13 protein-coding genes and 2 pseudogenes are annotated in these 16,074 nt (G+C 71.6%); 4 read left to right on the top strand and 11 right to left on the bottom strand.

Features of this window, described 5'->3' with window-relative positions; translation table 11 throughout:
* Positions 1-3 precede the first annotated feature (3 nt).
* From AB0E67_RS22925 to AB0E67_RS22885, 9 genes are read right to left on the bottom strand one after another with little or no spacing between them, the layout of a single operon-like run.
* Positions 4-1,155: an SGNH/GDSL hydrolase family protein gene (locus tag AB0E67_RS22925; RefSeq protein ID WP_362029823.1), complete on the bottom strand. Its 1,152-nt coding sequence runs from the start codon at positions 1,153-1,155 to the stop codon at positions 4-6.
* Positions 1,152-2,240: a right-handed parallel beta-helix repeat-containing protein gene (locus tag AB0E67_RS22920; RefSeq protein WP_362029821.1), complete on the bottom strand. Its 1,089-nt coding sequence runs from the start codon at positions 2,238-2,240 to the stop codon at positions 1,152-1,154. The genes AB0E67_RS22925 and AB0E67_RS22920 overlap by 4 nt, the downstream gene beginning before the upstream one ends.
* Positions 2,237-2,842, bottom strand: coding sequence for a hypothetical protein (locus tag AB0E67_RS22915; protein WP_362029819.1), 606 nt, complete (start codon positions 2,840-2,842; stop codon positions 2,237-2,239). The genes AB0E67_RS22920 and AB0E67_RS22915 overlap by 4 nt, the downstream gene beginning before the upstream one ends.
* 3 nt (positions 2,843-2,845) lie before the next feature.
* The gene (locus AB0E67_RS22910; RefSeq protein WP_362029816.1) at positions 2,846-4,828 is read right to left on the bottom strand and encodes a hypothetical protein; all 1,983 of its coding nucleotides are present in this window, start codon (positions 4,826-4,828) and stop codon (positions 2,846-2,848) included.
* Positions 4,829-4,831: 3 nt separating this feature from the next.
* Positions 4,832-6,613, bottom strand: coding sequence for a heparinase II/III family protein (locus AB0E67_RS22905; protein ID WP_362029814.1), 1,782 nt, complete (start codon positions 6,611-6,613; stop codon positions 4,832-4,834).
* Positions 6,610-7,374 (bottom strand): SDR family NAD(P)-dependent oxidoreductase, encoded by a 765-nt coding sequence (locus AB0E67_RS22900; protein WP_362029812.1) that lies wholly within the window; start codon positions 7,372-7,374, stop codon positions 6,610-6,612. Before AB0E67_RS22900 ends, AB0E67_RS22905 begins: the two co-directional genes overlap by 4 nt.
* A gap of 45 nt (positions 7,375-7,419) precedes the next feature.
* Positions 7,420-8,343, bottom strand: coding sequence for a carbohydrate ABC transporter permease (locus AB0E67_RS22895; RefSeq protein ID WP_362029809.1), 924 nt, complete (start codon positions 8,341-8,343; stop codon positions 7,420-7,422).
* Positions 8,330-9,301 carry a sugar ABC transporter permease gene (locus AB0E67_RS22890; RefSeq protein WP_362029806.1) on the bottom strand — a complete coding sequence of 324 codons (972 nt, stop codon included), beginning with the start codon at positions 9,299-9,301 and terminating at the stop codon, positions 8,330-8,332. The genes AB0E67_RS22895 and AB0E67_RS22890 overlap by 14 nt, the downstream gene beginning before the upstream one ends.
* A 12-nt stretch (positions 9,302-9,313) precedes the next feature.
* The gene (locus tag AB0E67_RS22885; protein ID WP_362029803.1) at positions 9,314-10,582 is read right to left on the bottom strand and encodes an ABC transporter substrate-binding protein; all 1,269 of its coding nucleotides are present in this window, start codon (positions 10,580-10,582) and stop codon (positions 9,314-9,316) included.
* 238 nt (positions 10,583-10,820) lie between these two features.
* Here AB0E67_RS22885 and AB0E67_RS22880 point away from each other — a divergent pair, with 238 nt between their 5' ends.
* The 3 genes and pseudogenes from AB0E67_RS22880 (at position 10,821) to AB0E67_RS22870 (ending at position 13,662) form a co-directional block, all read left to right on the top strand.
* Positions 10,821-12,008, top strand: a complete 1,188-nt coding sequence (locus AB0E67_RS22880) for a LacI family DNA-binding transcriptional regulator (protein WP_362029801.1) — start codon at positions 10,821-10,823, stop codon at positions 12,006-12,008.
* 81 nt (positions 12,009-12,089) lie between these two features.
* Positions 12,090-12,500 (top strand): annotated as a pseudogene (locus AB0E67_RS22875) (Tn3 family transposase); the annotation flags it as partial.
* A gap of 352 nt (positions 12,501-12,852) precedes the next feature.
* Entirely contained in the window at positions 12,853-13,662 is an 810-nt protein-coding gene (locus AB0E67_RS22870) for a hypothetical protein (RefSeq protein WP_362029798.1), read from the top strand.
* A gap of 418 nt (positions 13,663-14,080) precedes the next feature.
* Here AB0E67_RS22870 and AB0E67_RS22865 read toward each other — a convergent pair whose 3' ends face one another.
* A complete protein-coding gene (locus AB0E67_RS22865; protein WP_362029795.1) occupies positions 14,081-14,389 on the bottom strand; it encodes a hypothetical protein in 309 nt (102 codons plus the stop codon).
* A gap of 506 nt (positions 14,390-14,895) precedes the next feature.
* Between AB0E67_RS22865 and AB0E67_RS22860 the strand changes: the two genes are divergently transcribed.
* Positions 14,896-15,453 (top strand): DUF3291 domain-containing protein, encoded by a 558-nt coding sequence (locus AB0E67_RS22860; RefSeq protein ID WP_362029792.1) that lies wholly within the window; start codon positions 14,896-14,898, stop codon positions 15,451-15,453.
* A gap of 123 nt (positions 15,454-15,576) precedes the next feature.
* Here AB0E67_RS22860 and AB0E67_RS22855 read toward each other — a convergent pair.
* Positions 15,577-15,840 (bottom strand): annotated as a pseudogene (locus AB0E67_RS22855) (MFS transporter); the annotation flags it as partial.
* Positions 15,841-16,074: the final 234 nt, after the last annotated feature.

Below are 16,074 nucleotides of genomic sequence, written 5' to 3'. Positions count from 1 at the left end.
CCCTCACAGAAGGTGTCGGCGGTCGACGGCCGCGGCCAGGGCGGCGTGACCGGCGGGGGCGGGGTGGAGTCCGTCGCCGCTGTCGTACGCGGGCAGCAGGCGCGACGGCTGACCGGGGTCGCGCAGTGCGGCGTCGAAGTCGGCGACGGCGTCGAAGACATGGCCGGTGCGCACGGCGGCGTTGACCTGCCGGCGCACCGCGTCCAGCTCCGGTGTCCAGCGGGTCCAGCCCTCGAACGGGGTGATGGTCGCGCCGATCACCCGCAGTCCGGCGTTGCGGGCGCGCAGCACCAGTTGCCGGTAGCCGGCCAGGAGGAGCGCCGGGTCGGTCTGGCTCGGCGGCTGCTGGAGGTCGTTGACGCCGAGGTGGACGAGGACGGTCCGCAGCCCCGGCAGCGACAGCACGTCGCGGTCGAAGCGGGCCTGCCCGCCCGGCCCGAACCGGGCGTCGTCCAGCAACAGCCGGTTCCCGCTGATCCCGAGATTGGCGACGGCCGCGCCGCGCAGGCGTGCGGCCAACCGGTCGGGCCAGCGCAGATCGGCGTCGTCCGGGGTGCCGACGCCCTCCGTGATGGAGTCGCCGAGCACCGCGACCACCGGACCGTGCGCCCCCGTGACCTCGACGCCCGTCAGCAGGAACACCGAGGTGGTGCGCTCACCGTCGACGGAGTGCGAGGCATGCGTGTTGCGGTGGAAGGACAGGGGGCCGGTGGGGCCGGGGAGCCGGGTCTCCACCGTCAGCCGTGCCCGCTCGGCGACCCGCAGTCCGGCTACCGGGTCGCTGGTCAGCGAGGCGCCCGCCGCGAGCCACGCCTGCCGCCGCCCGCCGAACGTCACCGGCAGGCCGTCCGCCGTCACCGGACCGACCAGGACCGGGGCCGTGCCGAAGGCGTGCCCGTAGCGCAGGCGCACCGCCCCGCCCGCGGACAGCCGTACGTGTGCGGTGAACGTGCCGTCGGTGAGCCCGGCGCTCGCCACCGTGTCGGCGGCGGTCGGCGCGGTCTGCGCGGTCGCCCATGACGTGGCCCAGCGCGGGCGGGCGGCGGTGCCGCCCGCCGCGTCGGCCGCGTGGGCGCCCGGTGCCGTCGCGGCGACCGCGGCCAGACCGGCCGCGGCCGTCAGCACCCCGCGTCTCGCGGGTCCGCTCCCGGTCACTTGGGGCACGTCCCGGTCGGGTCGTACGCGCTGCCGTAGGTGCCGACCGCGTCGCCGCCGGTGTTGCCGCTCATCGTGTTGGAGCAGACCGGGCCCTGCGGGGTGCGCATGAACTTGATGCCGCCGCCCGCGTTGCCGGTGATGGTGTTGCCGTAGACGCCGGTGTCGGTGCCGTCGGTCGCGGTGTCGCCGCCGAGCCGGATGCCCGCGCCGACGTTGTCGTGGATGGTGTTGTAGCGGAAGATGTTGCCGCTGCCGCGCGCGTCGAGGCCGCCGGAGCTGGGGTCCTTCTGGGCGCTGCAGTCGTTGTACTCGACGTAGTTGCTGGTCGAGTTCTCCTTCACGTCCACGCACTCGTTGCCCCGGGTGGCGATGGTGTTGTGGTGGATGCGGTTGTTCCTGCTGACGTCGGGGGCGGCGTCCGGGGCGCCGTTGGCCCCCTGCTGCTCGGGGGCGGTGCCGAGGTAGATGCCCTCGCCGTTCTTGCCGCCGCCGCCGAACCCGAAGTCGGCCACCCCGCAGTCGGTGATCGTGTTCCCGGAGACGTCGGCGCCGGTCACCAGGTAGCGAAGCCGCAGGCACTCGTCGGCGGCGTTCTTCAGCGTCATCCCGGTGATGCGCAGACCGCCCACACCGTTCCCGGGTGTTGTGCTCATGACATATATGAGTTTGAGGCGGTAGCCCGACACGTCGGTGGACGATCCGTGCAGCCCGTCCACGGTGAATCCGCTGAGCGTCGTCGAGTCGTGCCGGACCTGGATGATCCGGGCGTCGCCCGCCCCCTTCACCACGGCGCTCGAGGGGCCGGTGACGGTCACTCCGGAGCGCTTGGTCACGACGTCCTGCCGGTACGTGCCGGCGGCGAGGTGCACCACCGAGCCCGTCGGCGCGAGATCGAGGGCGTTCTGGATCGTGGCGAGCGGGGCGCCGGCCGACGTGCCGGTGTTGGAGTCGCTGCCGGTCGGCGAGACGTAGTACGCGGTGGCTTGTTCGGCCGCTCCGGCGGCGACGGAAGCGGGCGGGAGGGCGAGCGGCGCGCCGACGGCGAGGGCGGCGACGAGAGTGGTGCGTAGTACACGGCTCATGGGGTGTGCCTCCTGGGATCTGCGAACGACAGGGCGAGCAGGACGGGGACGCTGGGGCCGAGGAGCAGGGGCCCCAGCGGTACGACGAGGGAGAGCAGCGCGGCGGAGACCACCGCGCCGAGCAGTGCGGTGCCGCGGGCCGCCGACCCGAAACCGAGGGCCAGCGCGCCGCGCGACCAGGCACGGACCGTGCCGCCCGGGGACCGGCCGGCCTCGGCCGCCAGCGCCACGTGGTGGACGGTCAGCGCGGCGGCGATGCCCACCTGCGCGGCGAGCAGCACGAACGTCCAGGGCTGCGGACGTCCGAGGAGATGAAGGATGTTGGCGGCCAGCAGGAGTGCCGCCGCGGTGGACGCGAGGGAGTGGGGCCAGAGCGCCCGCCAGTACCGGGGAAAGGCGGCGAGTACGTTGACGAAGCAGCGGCTGTCGCCCTCCGCCCGCCACCGCTGCAACGCGTTCCCCAGCGCGGCGAGCGCGGGCAGCCAGGTCACGACGCCGAGCGAGAGCAGGGCGAAGGCGGCCCCGGCAGCGGCCGGGTAGGCCACGAACTCCAGCCCCCGCAGCAGCGACGCCGACCGGCCGGACGAGAGGGACGCCCGCATGACTCAGCCCACCTTTCCCGTGTACGGCTCCGGCACGTCCAGCAGCACCCGGCCCGCGAGCTCCAGCCGGGTGGCCGCCACCACGTACGCGGGCGCCCCGTCGGCGAGCAGCACCGCCGCCGCGTCGGCCACGACGGTGTCGGTCCGGATGCGCCGCGCGGCGGGGGACAGGAGCACGGTCTCCCCGTCGCAGACCACCCCCTCGCCCCGCGCGCACGCCACGCGTTCGACGGCGGCCGGTGCCGCGCCCGGGACGATCGCGGTGAGGAAGAGGCCGTGCGACGAGCGGGCCGTCGTGGTGCGCGACGTGTGCAGAGTGCGCGTGAGGCGCAACTCCGGGGTGCTGGACGTCGGATTGGCCTCGACCTCCGTGACCTCGGACACGAACGAGCTCTCGGGCGAGGAGAACTGACGCACCGTCGCCCGCGCCGCGCCGGACCGGACGAGCCTGCCGCCGTCCGGCAGCGGCTCGGTCGGCCGGTCGGTCTGGAGCAGGAACGTCCACTCCCGCTCCGAGTCCGCCTCGGCCAGGTCCAGCAGCACCAACCGCCCCGACGGGGTGAACACCAGCGTCCGGTCCAGCCGCCGCACCCCCAGCGCCGGGTCGTACATCGCGGCGATCTCCGCCGTGGCGTGCGCCCATCCGTGCTCCTCGTCGACGAGCACGTCGCGCTGCCGGGCCTGCCGCTCGTACGGGATGTCCCGGTACACGTGGTAGCGGTCCTCGTCCGCGTACCCCTGCCCGTCGACCAGCAGCAGGTTGTGGTGCGCGGCCCGCTTGCGGTTGCTGTAGCCCTCGTCGACCGCGAGGAACTCACCCTGCGAGATCAGTACGAACGAGCCCGAATCGGGGTGGTGGTGCCCCTGGTTCAGGGTCTCCCAGCCCCGCTCCGCCCGGTGCCCGGCCGAGGTCTCCCACGCCTTGTGGCCACCACCGGGGCTCGCCTTGAACGAGACGAGCGTGGCGTCCTCGTCCCAGCCGGTACGGGCCGCGAGCAGACCGAGGTCCGGGAAGAACGCCCGCGTGGCGGTGGGGCGGGCACCGGGCACGGACGGGTCGTACCAGAGGTGTTCCAGGTACGCCTCCGGCAGGATGCCCGGCCGCACCCCGCTCTCCGCGGCCTCCTGCCACAGCAGTTCGCCCGAGACGAGATCACCCAGCCACTGCGCCTCGGGGATGCCGTACTGGGCCGCGAGACGGTAGTAGAGGGCGGCGCTGTGGCCGCTGCGGCGGTCGTGGCAGTCCCCGTGGTCGACGTTGAACGCGAAGCCCGGGGCCGCTTGGTGCAGCCGGTAGCGGAAGGTGCGGGAGAGGAAACCGCCCCGCCCCCACCAGTCGATGCCCTCCGCCTCCTGGAGGAGGTCCAGATGGATGGCGAGGAACGGCACCCCGTAACGCCAGTAGACCACCCCCTCGGCGTGCGAACCGTCGTCCGGCAGCAGATCGAGGACCGTACCCAGATTGGCCTTGGCACGCTCGGTCCACTCCTCCTTTCCCAGCACGTAACCGGCCGTCGCCAGGCCCGCGTAACAGATCCAGTTGTGGTTCTGCCAGTACGACGACGACCACCAGCCGCCCTCGCTCGCCACCGCGTACTCGTACAGGCGCCGCCCCTGGAGCAGCAGCTTGTACCGCAGCAGCGCCCGCAGCCCGTCCGGCAGGTCGTCACCGATCCACCGGTACGCGAGCGAGAGATGGTGCAGCAGCCAGCCCGCGTCCAGGTCGTGGTCCGGCATGTGGGCCCGGCCCCAGTGCGGGAACCGCACCGCGGCCTCGATCCAGCGCGCGCTCTCCGCCAGATGGGCCGGATCGCCGCCGACCCGGAAGGCCAGCGCCGGATTGCAGGCCGCCGGGCCCAGCCAGGTGACGCTGGCCAGCGGGTGGTCGCGCGGCGGAGTCAGCCCGCGGTGGCGGGCGGCCTCCTCGAACAGCCGTGCCTCGCGCGCGGGACGCGGGCCGGGCGGCGGGGTCGCCGAGAGCAGCAAGGGTCAGTCCTCCGTCCGGAACCGTTCGGCGGTGCCGTCCGCCAGCACGACCGTCAGCAGTCCGTCGCCGTCGAGCCGTACGTCGGTCACGGCCGGACCCGCCGAGGCCGCCTGGTACACCGAGGCGAACGTGACCCGGTCCGCGACGGCCGTGAAGTCGACCCGGGTGCGCACGCGTTGCGGATCGTCGGCCGTCCCCGGCCCCGGCCGGGCGACCGGCCGCACCGGCCGGCCCGGGGTGTGGGTGTGCCAGCCGTGCAGGGTCTCGTCCCCGTACCAGGTGGTGCGCACCGGGCCGGTGCCCTGGACCTGGACGTCCAGCGCCACCCCGGGACGCAGCTGCGCGGACAGGCGCCGCTCGTCCTCGGCGGCCACGGTCAGCAGGTCGACCAGGAAGCCGCCGCCCAGCACGAGCTTCCGCACGGCGCGCACGCCCTCGTACGCCGCCGTCACCTCGGCGGTGACCGACGCACCGTCCGCGCGCAGCAGCCTCCCCGCGCACTCGGCCTGTTCGCCGTCGTCCGCGCGGAACGCGGGATGCGCAGCCGTCGACGCGTAGAGGTCGCGGAACTCGGCATGGGCGTAGGGGACCTGGCCGGGGTCCGGCTGCCACGGGGTGGTGTCCCCGTACAGGTACAGCGACAGCTTGTCGCGGTGTCCGTGCGAGCCGCCGTGCGGGCCGAAGTCCAGCAGGGCGTGGATGCCCGCGTGGCGCAGTACCGCGTATCCGGCCACGGGGAACACCGTGACCGGCTCCGGCGCCGCGCGTTCCGGCAGCGGGGGACCGGCGAACCAGCCGCCCAGCTCGCGGTCGAGGCCGTCGTCGTGCGCGCCGAGCTCCTCGCGGGCCCGCCCGGCCACCGCGTCCAGTGCGGGGGAGGGGAACAACTGCCCGGCCAGTGCGGCCAGTTCGAGCCATTCCAGGGCGAGCGGGGCACGCAGGTACGGGCCGTCGTGCAGGGCGGGCAGGAGGCCGCCCGGCGTGGCGATCGCCGCCAGCACGTCCGTCATCCCCGCCAGCACCTCCAGCACGTCCTTCGGAACGGCCGCGGGATCGGTGCCGCGCAGCGCCAGCAGCGCGGCCCGCAGCACGAACCCGTGGTAGTAGGTGCTGCCCTCCCACTCCCAGCCGTCGTCGGCGACCGCCGCCCGCAGATGCGCGTACAGCCCGTCCTCGCCCTCCAGCCACCGCTCGGCGCCGCCCCACTCCCGGCCCCGGACCGCGTCGGCGGCCCGGCTCGCCGCCGCGCCCGCCGCGTTCAGCCACGCGGTGTAGTTGGAGGCGAGATGCCCCTGACCGGTCAGCACGCCCCGGGCGTCGAGCGCCGACCGTTCCAGGTCGTCCAGGAGCGGCAGCACACTGTGCAGGCCGTCGACGGACGCCTCGGCGAGCGTGGTCACGGTGTGCCCGACGGTGACCGCCCAGATGGCGTCGGTCAGCGCCTGGTGGAAGAGCCGGCCGCGCAGCATCCAGCTCTGTGCCTCGCCGTGCCGTTCGGTGGCGAGTTCCGCGTACAGCGCGGCGTACTCGACGAGCCCGGCCAGGGCCCGGGCGTGCTCGCCGCGGTGGGCGAGCACCCGCAGGTGTCGCGCCCACGCCTGGTGCGACAGCACCAGCCAGGCGCCGCGCACCGCCTCGTCGTCCACCCGGCAGCCGTACGCGCACCGCGCTCCGCCCTCGGGGAAGACCCCGGAGAGCACATCGCCGTGATCCAGCTCCACGCCGTGCGCCGGGCAGACGTACGCGTGCCACCAGCCGCCCCGCTCCCGGGGGATCCGCTTCACCGCGGCCACGCCCCGCCGTCGATGTCCACCGTGGTCGCGGTGAGGAAGCCGGACGACGGTGACGCCAGATGCACCACGGCGGCGGCCACGTCCTCGGGGGTGCCGGCCCGTCCGACCGGGATGCCCGCCTCCATCGCCTGCTGGGCCTCGGGGGCGGTGAACGTGTCGTGGAAGGCGGTGCCCTTGATGAAGCCCGGGGCGACGGTGTTGACGGTGATGCCGGTTCCGGCGAGCTCCTTGGCCAGGCCCTTGGTGAAGCCGCGGACACCGGCCTTGGCCGCCGCGTACGCCACCGAACCGGGGCCGCCGCCGTTGTGCGCCGCCAGCGAGGACATGGTGATGACGCGTCCCGCCGCGGACTTCGTCAGATGCGGCAGGGCGGCCCGGACGGTGCGGAACGTCGACGTCAGGTTGGTGGACAGGACGCGATCGAAGTGGTCGTCGGACATCTCGGCGATCGTGGCCCGGCCGATCAGATGGCCCGCGTTGCAGACCAGCACGTCCAGGCCGCCGAGGAATCCGGCCGCCTCCTCGACGAGCCGGTCCACGTCCTCGGTGACGGTGACATCGGCCGGCAGCGCCTTCGCCCTGCGGCCCAGCGCCTCGATCGCCGACACCGTCGCCGCGGCCTGCTCGGCGGAGGAGTGGTAGTGCACGACGACATCGGCGCCGGCCTCGGCGAGGGCGACGGCGATGGCGCGGCCGATGCCGTGCCCCGCACCGGTCACCAGTGCGCGGGAGCCGTGGAGATCAGCAGACATGGAGTAAGAACCTTTCGATATCCGGTCGTATCCGACCGGTACCGGTCACTTGAGGCCGGCGGTTGCGAAGCCCTGCACGAAATAGCGCTGGCCGATGAGGAAGAGGATGACCATGGGAAGGGTGGCCAGCGTGGTGCCGGCCATCAGGAAGTGCCACTGGGGGCCGTTCTCCGTCTTGAAGACGGAGAGCCCCACCTGGATCACCCGCAGGCTGTCCGTGCGGGTCACCAGCAGCGGCCAGAGGAAGTTGTTCCACGACGACTCGAAGGTCAGCAGCGCCACGGTGGTGAGGGCGGGCTTGACCTGCGGCGTCATGATCCTCGCGTAGATCCGGAACTCGCCCAGACCGTCGAGCCTGGCCGCCTCCTCCAGCTCCACCGGAAGGTCGAGGTAGAACTGGCGGAAGAGGAAGACCGCGAACGGGGTGACGGCGCCGGGGACGATGAGCGCCCACCAGGAGTCCAGCCAGCCGCTGCCGCCCTGGCCGAGGATGTCGTTCCCGCCGGCCAGCGGCATGAAGCGGACGATCAGGAACTCGGGGAGCACCTTCGTGTACGTCGGGATCATCAGCGCGGCGATGAAGAGGTAGAAGATGACCTCGCCGCCCCGGAACCTGATCCGCGCCAGCGCGTACCCGGCCATCGACGCCACCACCACGTTGAGGACGGTGTGGCTGATCGCGATGACGAGGCTGTTGCGCGCGTACGTCGCGAACGGTGCCGCCTTCAGCGCGTCGAGGTAGTTCCCGAACTTCCAGTGCTCCGGCAGCAGTCCGGCGTCCCGCGAGGCGATCTCCACGGGTGACTTGAGCGAGGTGAGCACCATCCAGACGAACGGCACCACCATCAGCAGCGAGACGGCGGTGAGCGTCACGTACAGCGCGACCCGGCCGGCCGTCGGCCGCCTGCGGGCCGCCCGGATCCGTCCCTTCCCCGCGATCCCCGGCGCCGGCGGGTCAGTTGTGGCCACGGGTGCCTCCCATGATCCGCCGGTTGACCAGGGTGAAGCCCATCAGCAGCACGAACAGCACCAGCGACTGCGCGCAGGCGTAGCCGACGCGGAACTCCCGGAAGGCGGACTTGTAGATCTCGTACGTCATCATCGTGGTGCTGTTGGCGGGACCGCCGTCGGTGAGGATGTAGATCTGGTCGAAGGACTGGAACGCGCTGATCATCGACGTGATGAGCACGAAGAACGTCGCGGGCTTCAGCAGCGGCAGCGTGATCGAGAAGAACTGCCGCACCTTCGACGCGCCGTCCACCGAAGCCGCCTCGTACAGCTCCTTCGGCAGCGACTGCAGCGCGGCCAGGTAGATCAGCATCTTCATGCCGATGCCCTGCCAGATGCCGACCAGGATCACCGAGGGCATGGCCCACGAGGTCGACGACAGCCACGCCGGGCCGTCGATCCCGAGGAACGAGAGGAGCGTGTTGAGCAGCCCGTTGCCCGGGTTGTAGATCCACAGCCAGACCAGCGCGATCGCGACGGTCGCCGTCACCTGCGGAAGGAAGACCGCGGTGCGGAAGAAACCGCGCGCCCTCAGACCGGTGTGCAGCGCGAGGGCCAGGAGCAGTCCCAGCGCCATGCCGAAGGGCACGGTGAAGAACGTGTAGACGACCGTGTTGACGACGGACTTGCGGAACACCGCGTCGTCCAGCATCTCGCGGAAGTTGTCCAGACCGGCGAACCGCGGCGCGGTCAGCACGTCGTACTCCGTGAAGGCCAGGACCACCGACGCGACGACGGGCAGGCCGATCCAGAGCGAGGCGTGCAGCAGCGCGGGCGCCACCATCAGCAGACCGGCGCGCCTCCTGCGTCGCCCCGGCCCCGCGGGCCGCCGGTCAGTGGCGGCCCGCTTCGGGGCCGTGCGCCCGGCCGGGGCGGGAGGGCGCGCGGGCCGCGCCTTGAGTACGGATGTCGTTCCCACGGTGACGGGCCCTCACATCCGGCCGATGGCGGCCTCGGCGAGCCGGCCGAGTTCCGCGATGGCGTCCTTCGCGGACTGGCGGCCCACGATCGCGGGCTCCAGCGTGGGCTTGATCTTCTCGCGGATCTCCATCCAGGCGGGGGTGCCGCCCTCGGAACAGGCGTCGCCCATGCTCCGCAGCGAGAGGTCGACGAACTCGTTCTCCTTCACGTATCCGGAGTCGTTGAGGTCCTTGAGCCCGGGCACCGAGCCCCGCTGACGGGCCGCGCCCAGGATGGAATCGGGGGTCGCGAGGTGCTCGACGAGCGCACGGGCCGCCGCCGGATGCTTCGAGCTCGCGGACTGGGTGACCAGTGTGCCGCCCTGGAGCATCGCCGGCCTGCGGTTGGCGAGGACGAACGCGCCGAGCAGGTCGTTCTCGATCAGATCCGGTGTCTGGTCCTTGACCTGGTTCCACAGGGCGCTGGTCGTCATCATCATCGACGCCTCACCGGTCTGCACGTTGGTCGGGGCACCGGCGTCCGTCTTCCTGGCGTAGTCGGCGGAGCCGTCCTCGATCAGGTCCTTGAAGAACTGCAGCGCCTCGACCCCCCGGGCGTCGGTGAACAACACCTTCCTGCCGTCCGCGCCGAACAGTTCACCGCCGTTAGCGAACAGGAACGTCTCCCAGCACTGGCGCAGGTCGATGGAGAAGGGGTCGAACCCGATCCGTCCGCCCTTCGTGAGCTGCTTGGCCACGGCGCGCAGTTCGGCCCAGTTCGCCGGGGTCTTCCTGATGCCCGCCGCGGCGAAGTGGTCCTTGCGGTAGACGACGATGCGGGTGTCCAGCACCACCGGGAGCGCGTACAGCCTGCCGTCGTACCGGGAGGGCTCCAGGACCCGCTTCTCGTAGTCGTGCGCGGTGGCGAGCTTCTCGGGCAGTTCGGCGATCGCCTTCTTCGCCGCGAACGGCGGGATCCAGCCGACGCCCATCATCAGGACGTCGGGCAGCAGACCGCCCGCCAGACCGGTGGTGATCTTCTCGTTGAGCTGCGCGTACGTGGTGTAGTCCACGTTCACCTCGACGTCCGGGTACTTCTTCCGGAAGCTGCCGAGGATCTCCTTCTCCAGCTGCTTCTTGCCGTCGGCGCCCTCGAAGATCGGGGTGAGCAGCCTGATCTCGCCCTCGGCGGGGCCGTCGGCGGAGCCGGCCGTCGAAGTGCCGGTACCGCAGGCGCCGAGGGCGGCGGCAGCGGTACCGGCGCCGATGGCGGCGAGCACCGACCGTCTTGTGAGTTCCATGGGACACCCCTTTTGAGGTGGAGACTGTGGATCGATCCAGCGATGGCAACAGGGATGACAACCCGGCCATGGCTGAGAAGCGCTGGTAAATCGATGCAGTGATGCTAGGAATGAGTCAAGAGGGACGTCAACAGCTGATGCACATGAATTTTTCTAGGGTGTTGAACGGTGTACCGGTGAACGGAGTCAGGTAAATCGATACACTGCTGCGGCAGACGTGTTCCGAACCGGAGGTGGCATGAGCGGGGTAACGATTCATCAGGTCGCGGAGGCCGCAGGGGTCTCCGCGAGCACGGTGTCCAACGTCCTCAACGGGCGCACGGACCGCATGCAGGCGGCCACCCTGGCCCGGGTGGAGCAGGCGATCGAGCGGCTCGGCTACCGGCCCAACCGCGCGGCCCGCATGCTGCGCACGGGACGCATCAAGGTCATCGGGCTCATCGTCCCGTCCGTCGCCAACCCGTTCTGGGGGGCGCTCGCCCGTGAGCTGGAGGCGATCGCGCTCGCCGAGGGCTACCACGTACTGCTCTGCAACAGCGAGCGGGACCCGGCCCGGGAGCTGAAGTACGGGGAGGAACTGCTCGCGGACGGGGTAAGCGGCGTGGTGCTGTGCTCCTCGCTGCCCTCGCTCGACCACATGACGCCGCTGCTCGGCCGGGGGCTGAAGATGGTCGCGTTCGACCGCACGGCACAGGCGGGCGACCCGCCGTCGCTGGCCTCCATCAGCGTCGACAACGCGATGGGCGCGGAGATCGCCACCCGCCACCTCCTGGAACTCGGCCACCGGCGGCTGGCGTTCGTGTCCGGTTCGGTCCACAGCGTCAACCGCACCGCGCGACTGCTCGGCTTTCGCGCCGCCCTGGAGTCGGCCGGCCTCGACCCGGCGGACGCGATCGTCTGGCCCGGCGCCGACACCACCGAGTTCGGCGACAAGGACGCGGCCGAGCTCGGGCGCAACGCGGCCCGTGAGCTCCTCGGCGGCCCGCGACCGCCCACCGCCTTCGTCGCCATCAACGACATGTGCGCGATCGGCATCTGCCGCGGTGCCAAGGACGCCGGGCTGAGCGCGGGGCGGGACGTCTCCGTGGTCGGCTTCGACGACATCCTCCTGGCCGACCTCTTCGAGCCGCCGCTCACGACCGTCCGTCAGCCGCTTCCGGAGATGGCCGCGGAGACGTTCCAGCAACTGCGGGCGCGGATCGACTCGGCCCCGGCGGCAGGGCGGTCACTGCTGATCCGGCCGAGGCTGGTGGTACGGGAGTCGACGGCCCCGGTCCCGGCGCCGGCCGCCGGGTCCGACGTCCCGCCCCGGCCGGCCACCGTGCCGGGCCCCGCCGCCGTTCCGGAACCGGCCGGTGGCGGGCGGGCGGTGGCGGGCGGCTCGTCGCGGGGCGCCGTCACGGCCGGCTCCCGGAGTCCGTCGTGAGGCGGTGCGCGCCGGACGCGGGGGTAGCCCAGCGGGACCGCCACGCGTTCCCCGACCCCGTTCATCGCGCCCATGCGCCCCGTGGTCGACCCCGTCGACGACACCTACCGCCGTCGGATGAACCGGCAGCTCACCGTGCAGGAATCCCGCCACAAGCTCGCGAGGGGTGTGTGTCACGGCAAGCGCGGCACCATCCACCAGGCGTACCGGGACGGGATGGAGGACCAGCTCGGCGCACTCGGCCTGGTCCTCAACGCCGTCGTGCCGCGGACCACCCGCTACCTCGGCGCCGCCGTCGGCCGGCTCCGCGCCGAGGGCCACGAAATCCGCGACGAGGACGAGGGCCGGCTCTCGCCGCTCAAGCACCGCAACCTGAACGGGCTCGGCCGCTACAGCCTCACCGCGTCCACCCCGGTCGGTGGCGGCCTCGGGCCACTGCGAGACCCGGGCACGCTTGGGCTCGACGAGGACGACGACGGCACCGAAGACTGACCGCGGCCGGACACTCACCAGACCGATGGCCGCTCCTTGGAGCCTGCCCGGCGGGAAGCCGACCTGGGCCCCCGCAGGCCGGACGGCGCTCGACCGTGTTCTGGCATCGGCCTGAGAGCCGCTTGCTCGTCGCAAGGATTCCGAGGTGCGGCGACCGTGCCTGCCCGCACGGCTGACGGTCCGGCAAGCAGGAGGGAGCGGGCGCCCCGGCCATGAGGATACGAGGGCCCGCCCCCGCGGCCCGTGGGGCGAACACCTTTGCCACCAGGGGCGCGGGGCGGCGGATTCACCCGCGAGAGCCCAAGGTGGCCTGCGGCCGCAGGCCATCCATGACCAGTGGAGTTCGAACAACATGAGACCCAGACGCCTGCGCCGGTATGTGTGCATAGGAACTCTCCTCGCTGTCGGCACCCTGGCCGGATGCTCCTCGTCGGACGGGTCGGCCGAGCCGACGCGGACAGAATCGTCGTCCGACCGGCCCGCGCACGAGAGCGGCAGCCCGAAGGCGTCGTCGTCCCCGGCGTTCACCACCCCGGCCGAGTGCGGCGGGCTCCAGCTCAGGGGCGACGCGACCTTCGCCGGTTCGGCCCTGTCGAAGTGTCTGGTGGCCGCGTTGAAGGCGTACGGATCGGGTACGGAGTCCGTGCAGTCGGGGGACGAGTCGGGGACCTCGCAGTTCGTCTTCGGGGACGAGCCCGCGCTGTCCGGTTCGATGACGGGACCGGAGGGGGAGAACGCGTACGTCTTCAAGGGCGACGACGAGTGGATCAAGACCCCGGGGCTCGGCAAGTGGGTCAAGGGGGACGAGAACAGCACCGACCCGCAGGAGCGGGTGGTGGCCGCCACGGGGAAGCTCTATCGCGCGCTCGCCGATCCGGCGGTGACGGCCCAGATGATCGCGTCGGCGCCGGAGTGGACCGTGGAGCGGGAACGGCCCGTGATCTCCCTGGACAACGGGGAGGACGTCGAGGCGTGGCGGATCGTGAACAAGAAGCCGTACACGTTCCTGGGCGCGGACGTGCGGGAGCACATCCTGTGGTTCGGGGACGACTTCACGCCTTACGGCGGGCAGGCCGAGTCCAGAGCAGGCGGCGTGATGACCACGACCACGCAGCGCTTCTACGATCTGGGCGAACCGGTGACGATCGAGCCGCCCGAGTAGACCTACCGGAGTCCGGAGTCCGGGCCCGATCCGCGCACGCGGCCGGAGGAGCGCGTACCGTCCGTCAGGCACCAGGGGCGCGGCCTTCGTCGGGGGTCGGGACAGGTGAGACCGCCACCCGGGCCGACGGAACCGGTACGGCCCGATGCCGTCGGTCCGCCGGGAGATTTCAGGAATCCCCCGGTGACCTGGAGACACACGCTCGCGCTGGAGGACCTTCGACTCCTCGGATCCGTGTCGGACCGCCCTCCGGTCGGCGAGCGCGGCCACTTCGGTGAAGTACACGCGGAACAACGGCTCGTCACCGCAGCGGCACCCGGAAGGTGGTCTCCTGTCCTGTCGAAGTGCATGTGTCAGACAGCGAGCCGTTGACCTGCTGGGATGCCAGGTCGTTTGAGAAGACGGCGGCCCGGAGTTCTCAGGCGACCTGGCTTTCGCGGAAGTCGCGATCTCGGTAGAGGCAGAACCTCCGGTGGAGGGGGTCCTGGGTTCCGAGGGTGGTACAGATCCGCGCGAATCGTCGGCTCAGCTCGGCGGTCGTCGCCAGGTAGAGCTCTTTGGGGTCGAAGGCGGTTGTGGGCGGGTCGAGGATCAGGTGCGTCAGCACCACGATCTCGGGGAACGCCGCGAGGTGGCTGCGGTCCTCAGCCGCGGTCTTCTTGCTGACAGCGAGTGCTTCGACCCGGTCAAGGCGATCGGCCCACTCTCTCCCGAGGTCGATCGGCATTCCGGAGGTGGACCAGTCCTCGACGATCTTCCGCGCCAGGTCGAGGGCTCGCCTCGTCTGCCGTTGACGGCGGTCGAGCCGGTCGAGTCGTCGCTGGGCCTCGATGACTTCCGGTAGGACGCCGAGCGGACGTCATGAGTGGAGCGGATCCAGAGCTGATGTCGCGCGCAGAGGTGGACGTGGGCGGGCGAGAGGGCTCGTGCACAGGGCAAACGCCGTCGCTTGTCCTTTGATAGCGAACCCAGTCGCTGTGTCATCCAACCCGGTCGACGCCGCTGGCGTCGCCCCGCAAGAGGCCACTTGGACAGGGAAAACGCAACTTCGACATGGCCCGCGGAGGCAGCTACCTTCACCTGGTCTTCGGCGGTCGCCCACGGTCGCACAGGGGTTCCTTCAGGCTGAGCCACCTGCGACGGGATGAGTTGGTCACCCCACGAATCCTCGACCCCCATGCGCAAGCCACCGAACCGGGTCCCCACCAGGCACCCCCAACCAGGGAGAGAAACTTGCCCCATCTTGCTCTGTACACATTCGGCGTTCTGAAGTCACCTCTCGCCGGTCCCGCACCTCTCACGCGCCAGTTCCACGACAGCGCTGAGGCCATCTACCGGAAGATCGGTCAGCACCCCGGATACCTCGCTCGTGCGGAAGCGGCAGACGGCGACCGGGGCACACACTTCGACTTGGACTGGGGTGCATGGGGAGAGTTCGCCGTACCGGCCTGGTACGGCAAGGGCCGTACGGTGGAAACCATCGCCCTGGCCGCGACCCTCTCACTCTGGACCGACCTGCGCCCCGCCTTCGACGCCATCTACACCGGCCTGCACCGTGAGGCGCTGAACAGGCGTTACGACTGGTTCGAGAGGACAGGACACCCGGGTTACGTGTTCTGGTGGGTCTCCGACGGCGTGGTACCCACCTGGCAGGACGGGGTTTCCAGGCTGGAGCACCTCCACGACCACGGCTCCGCGCCGCACGCCTTCACCTTCCACCACTCGTTCGCCCCGGACGGAACTCCGACCAGGATCAAAGGCATCGGGCCGAAGAGCGACCAGGTTCGCTGACAAGGAAGCCTGATCGACTGGGTTCGCTGTCAAACGCCTCGAGTGAATGACGGCCGAGGCTCAGTGCGACAGGACACTCCGGACTCGGCCCCGTTCTCGTATAGCTACGGCGAGCGGACATGTAGCGCTGAGTGATGCTCGGGGCTGGATCGCGGCCAGGAGGTTGCCCAGGAACAGGATCCGACTGCGCGACAGCCGGTCGGCGAGCACGCCGCACACGACGGTGGGGACGATCGTCGGCAGGGAGTTCGTGGCCAGCACGACGCCGAGCGATCCGGTTCCGCCCTGCCCGATCACCGCGTACGCGAGGGCGAGGGGAGCCATCGCGGACCCGGTGGCCGATACGAGGCTCGCGAGCACGAAGCGGCGGAAGGCGGGAACGCGCAAGGGGGCGAACCGGGGTGCGGTCCGCGCGTCCGCGGCGCTCGCGCCGTCGTCCCGCCCGGTACCGCGGGGGCCGGGAACACCCGCCTCGCGGGCCGTCGCACCGTGCGATTCCCGCCCGGCGCCATGCCGCCCGCCCGTATCCGCCTTGCCGCCACCGAGCACCACGGGGGCCTACCGCACCGATGCGATCTCCGGCCCCGTCGCGGGAGACCCCGACGGGGCGGCGGAGGGCGG

The sequence above is a fragment of the Streptomyces sp. NPDC032161 genome (assembly GCF_040636995.1).
In the GTDB taxonomy this organism is placed as follows: Bacteria; Actinomycetota; Actinomycetes; order Streptomycetales; family Streptomycetaceae; genus Streptomyces.
The sequence above is the reverse complement of the archived record's forward strand: the minus strand, read 5'-3'. Positions and strand labels throughout refer to the sequence as shown.

Coding starts and splice junctions, on each gene's coding strand:
- AB0E67_RS22920 (WP_362029821.1), bottom strand. CDS start 2,240: ATGAGCCGTGTACTACGCACCACTCTCGTCGCCGCCCTCGCCGTCGGC.
- AB0E67_RS22915 (WP_362029819.1), bottom strand. CDS start 2,842: ATGCGGGCGTCCCTCTCGTCCGGCCGGTCGGCGTCGCTGCTGCGGGGG.
- AB0E67_RS22900 (WP_362029812.1), bottom strand. CDS start 7,374: ATGTCTGCTGATCTCCACGGCTCCCGCGCACTGGTGACCGGTGCGGGG.
- AB0E67_RS22885 (WP_362029803.1), bottom strand. CDS start 10,582: ATGGAACTCACAAGACGGTCGGTGCTCGCCGCCATCGGCGCCGGTACC.
- AB0E67_RS22880 (WP_362029801.1), top strand. CDS start 10,821: ATGAGCGGGGTAACGATTCATCAGGTCGCGGAGGCCGCAGGGGTCTCC.
- AB0E67_RS22870 (WP_362029798.1), top strand. CDS start 12,853: ATGAGACCCAGACGCCTGCGCCGGTATGTGTGCATAGGAACTCTCCTC.
- AB0E67_RS22865 (WP_362029795.1), bottom strand. CDS start 14,389: ATGCCGATCGACCTCGGGAGAGAGTGGGCCGATCGCCTTGACCGGGTC.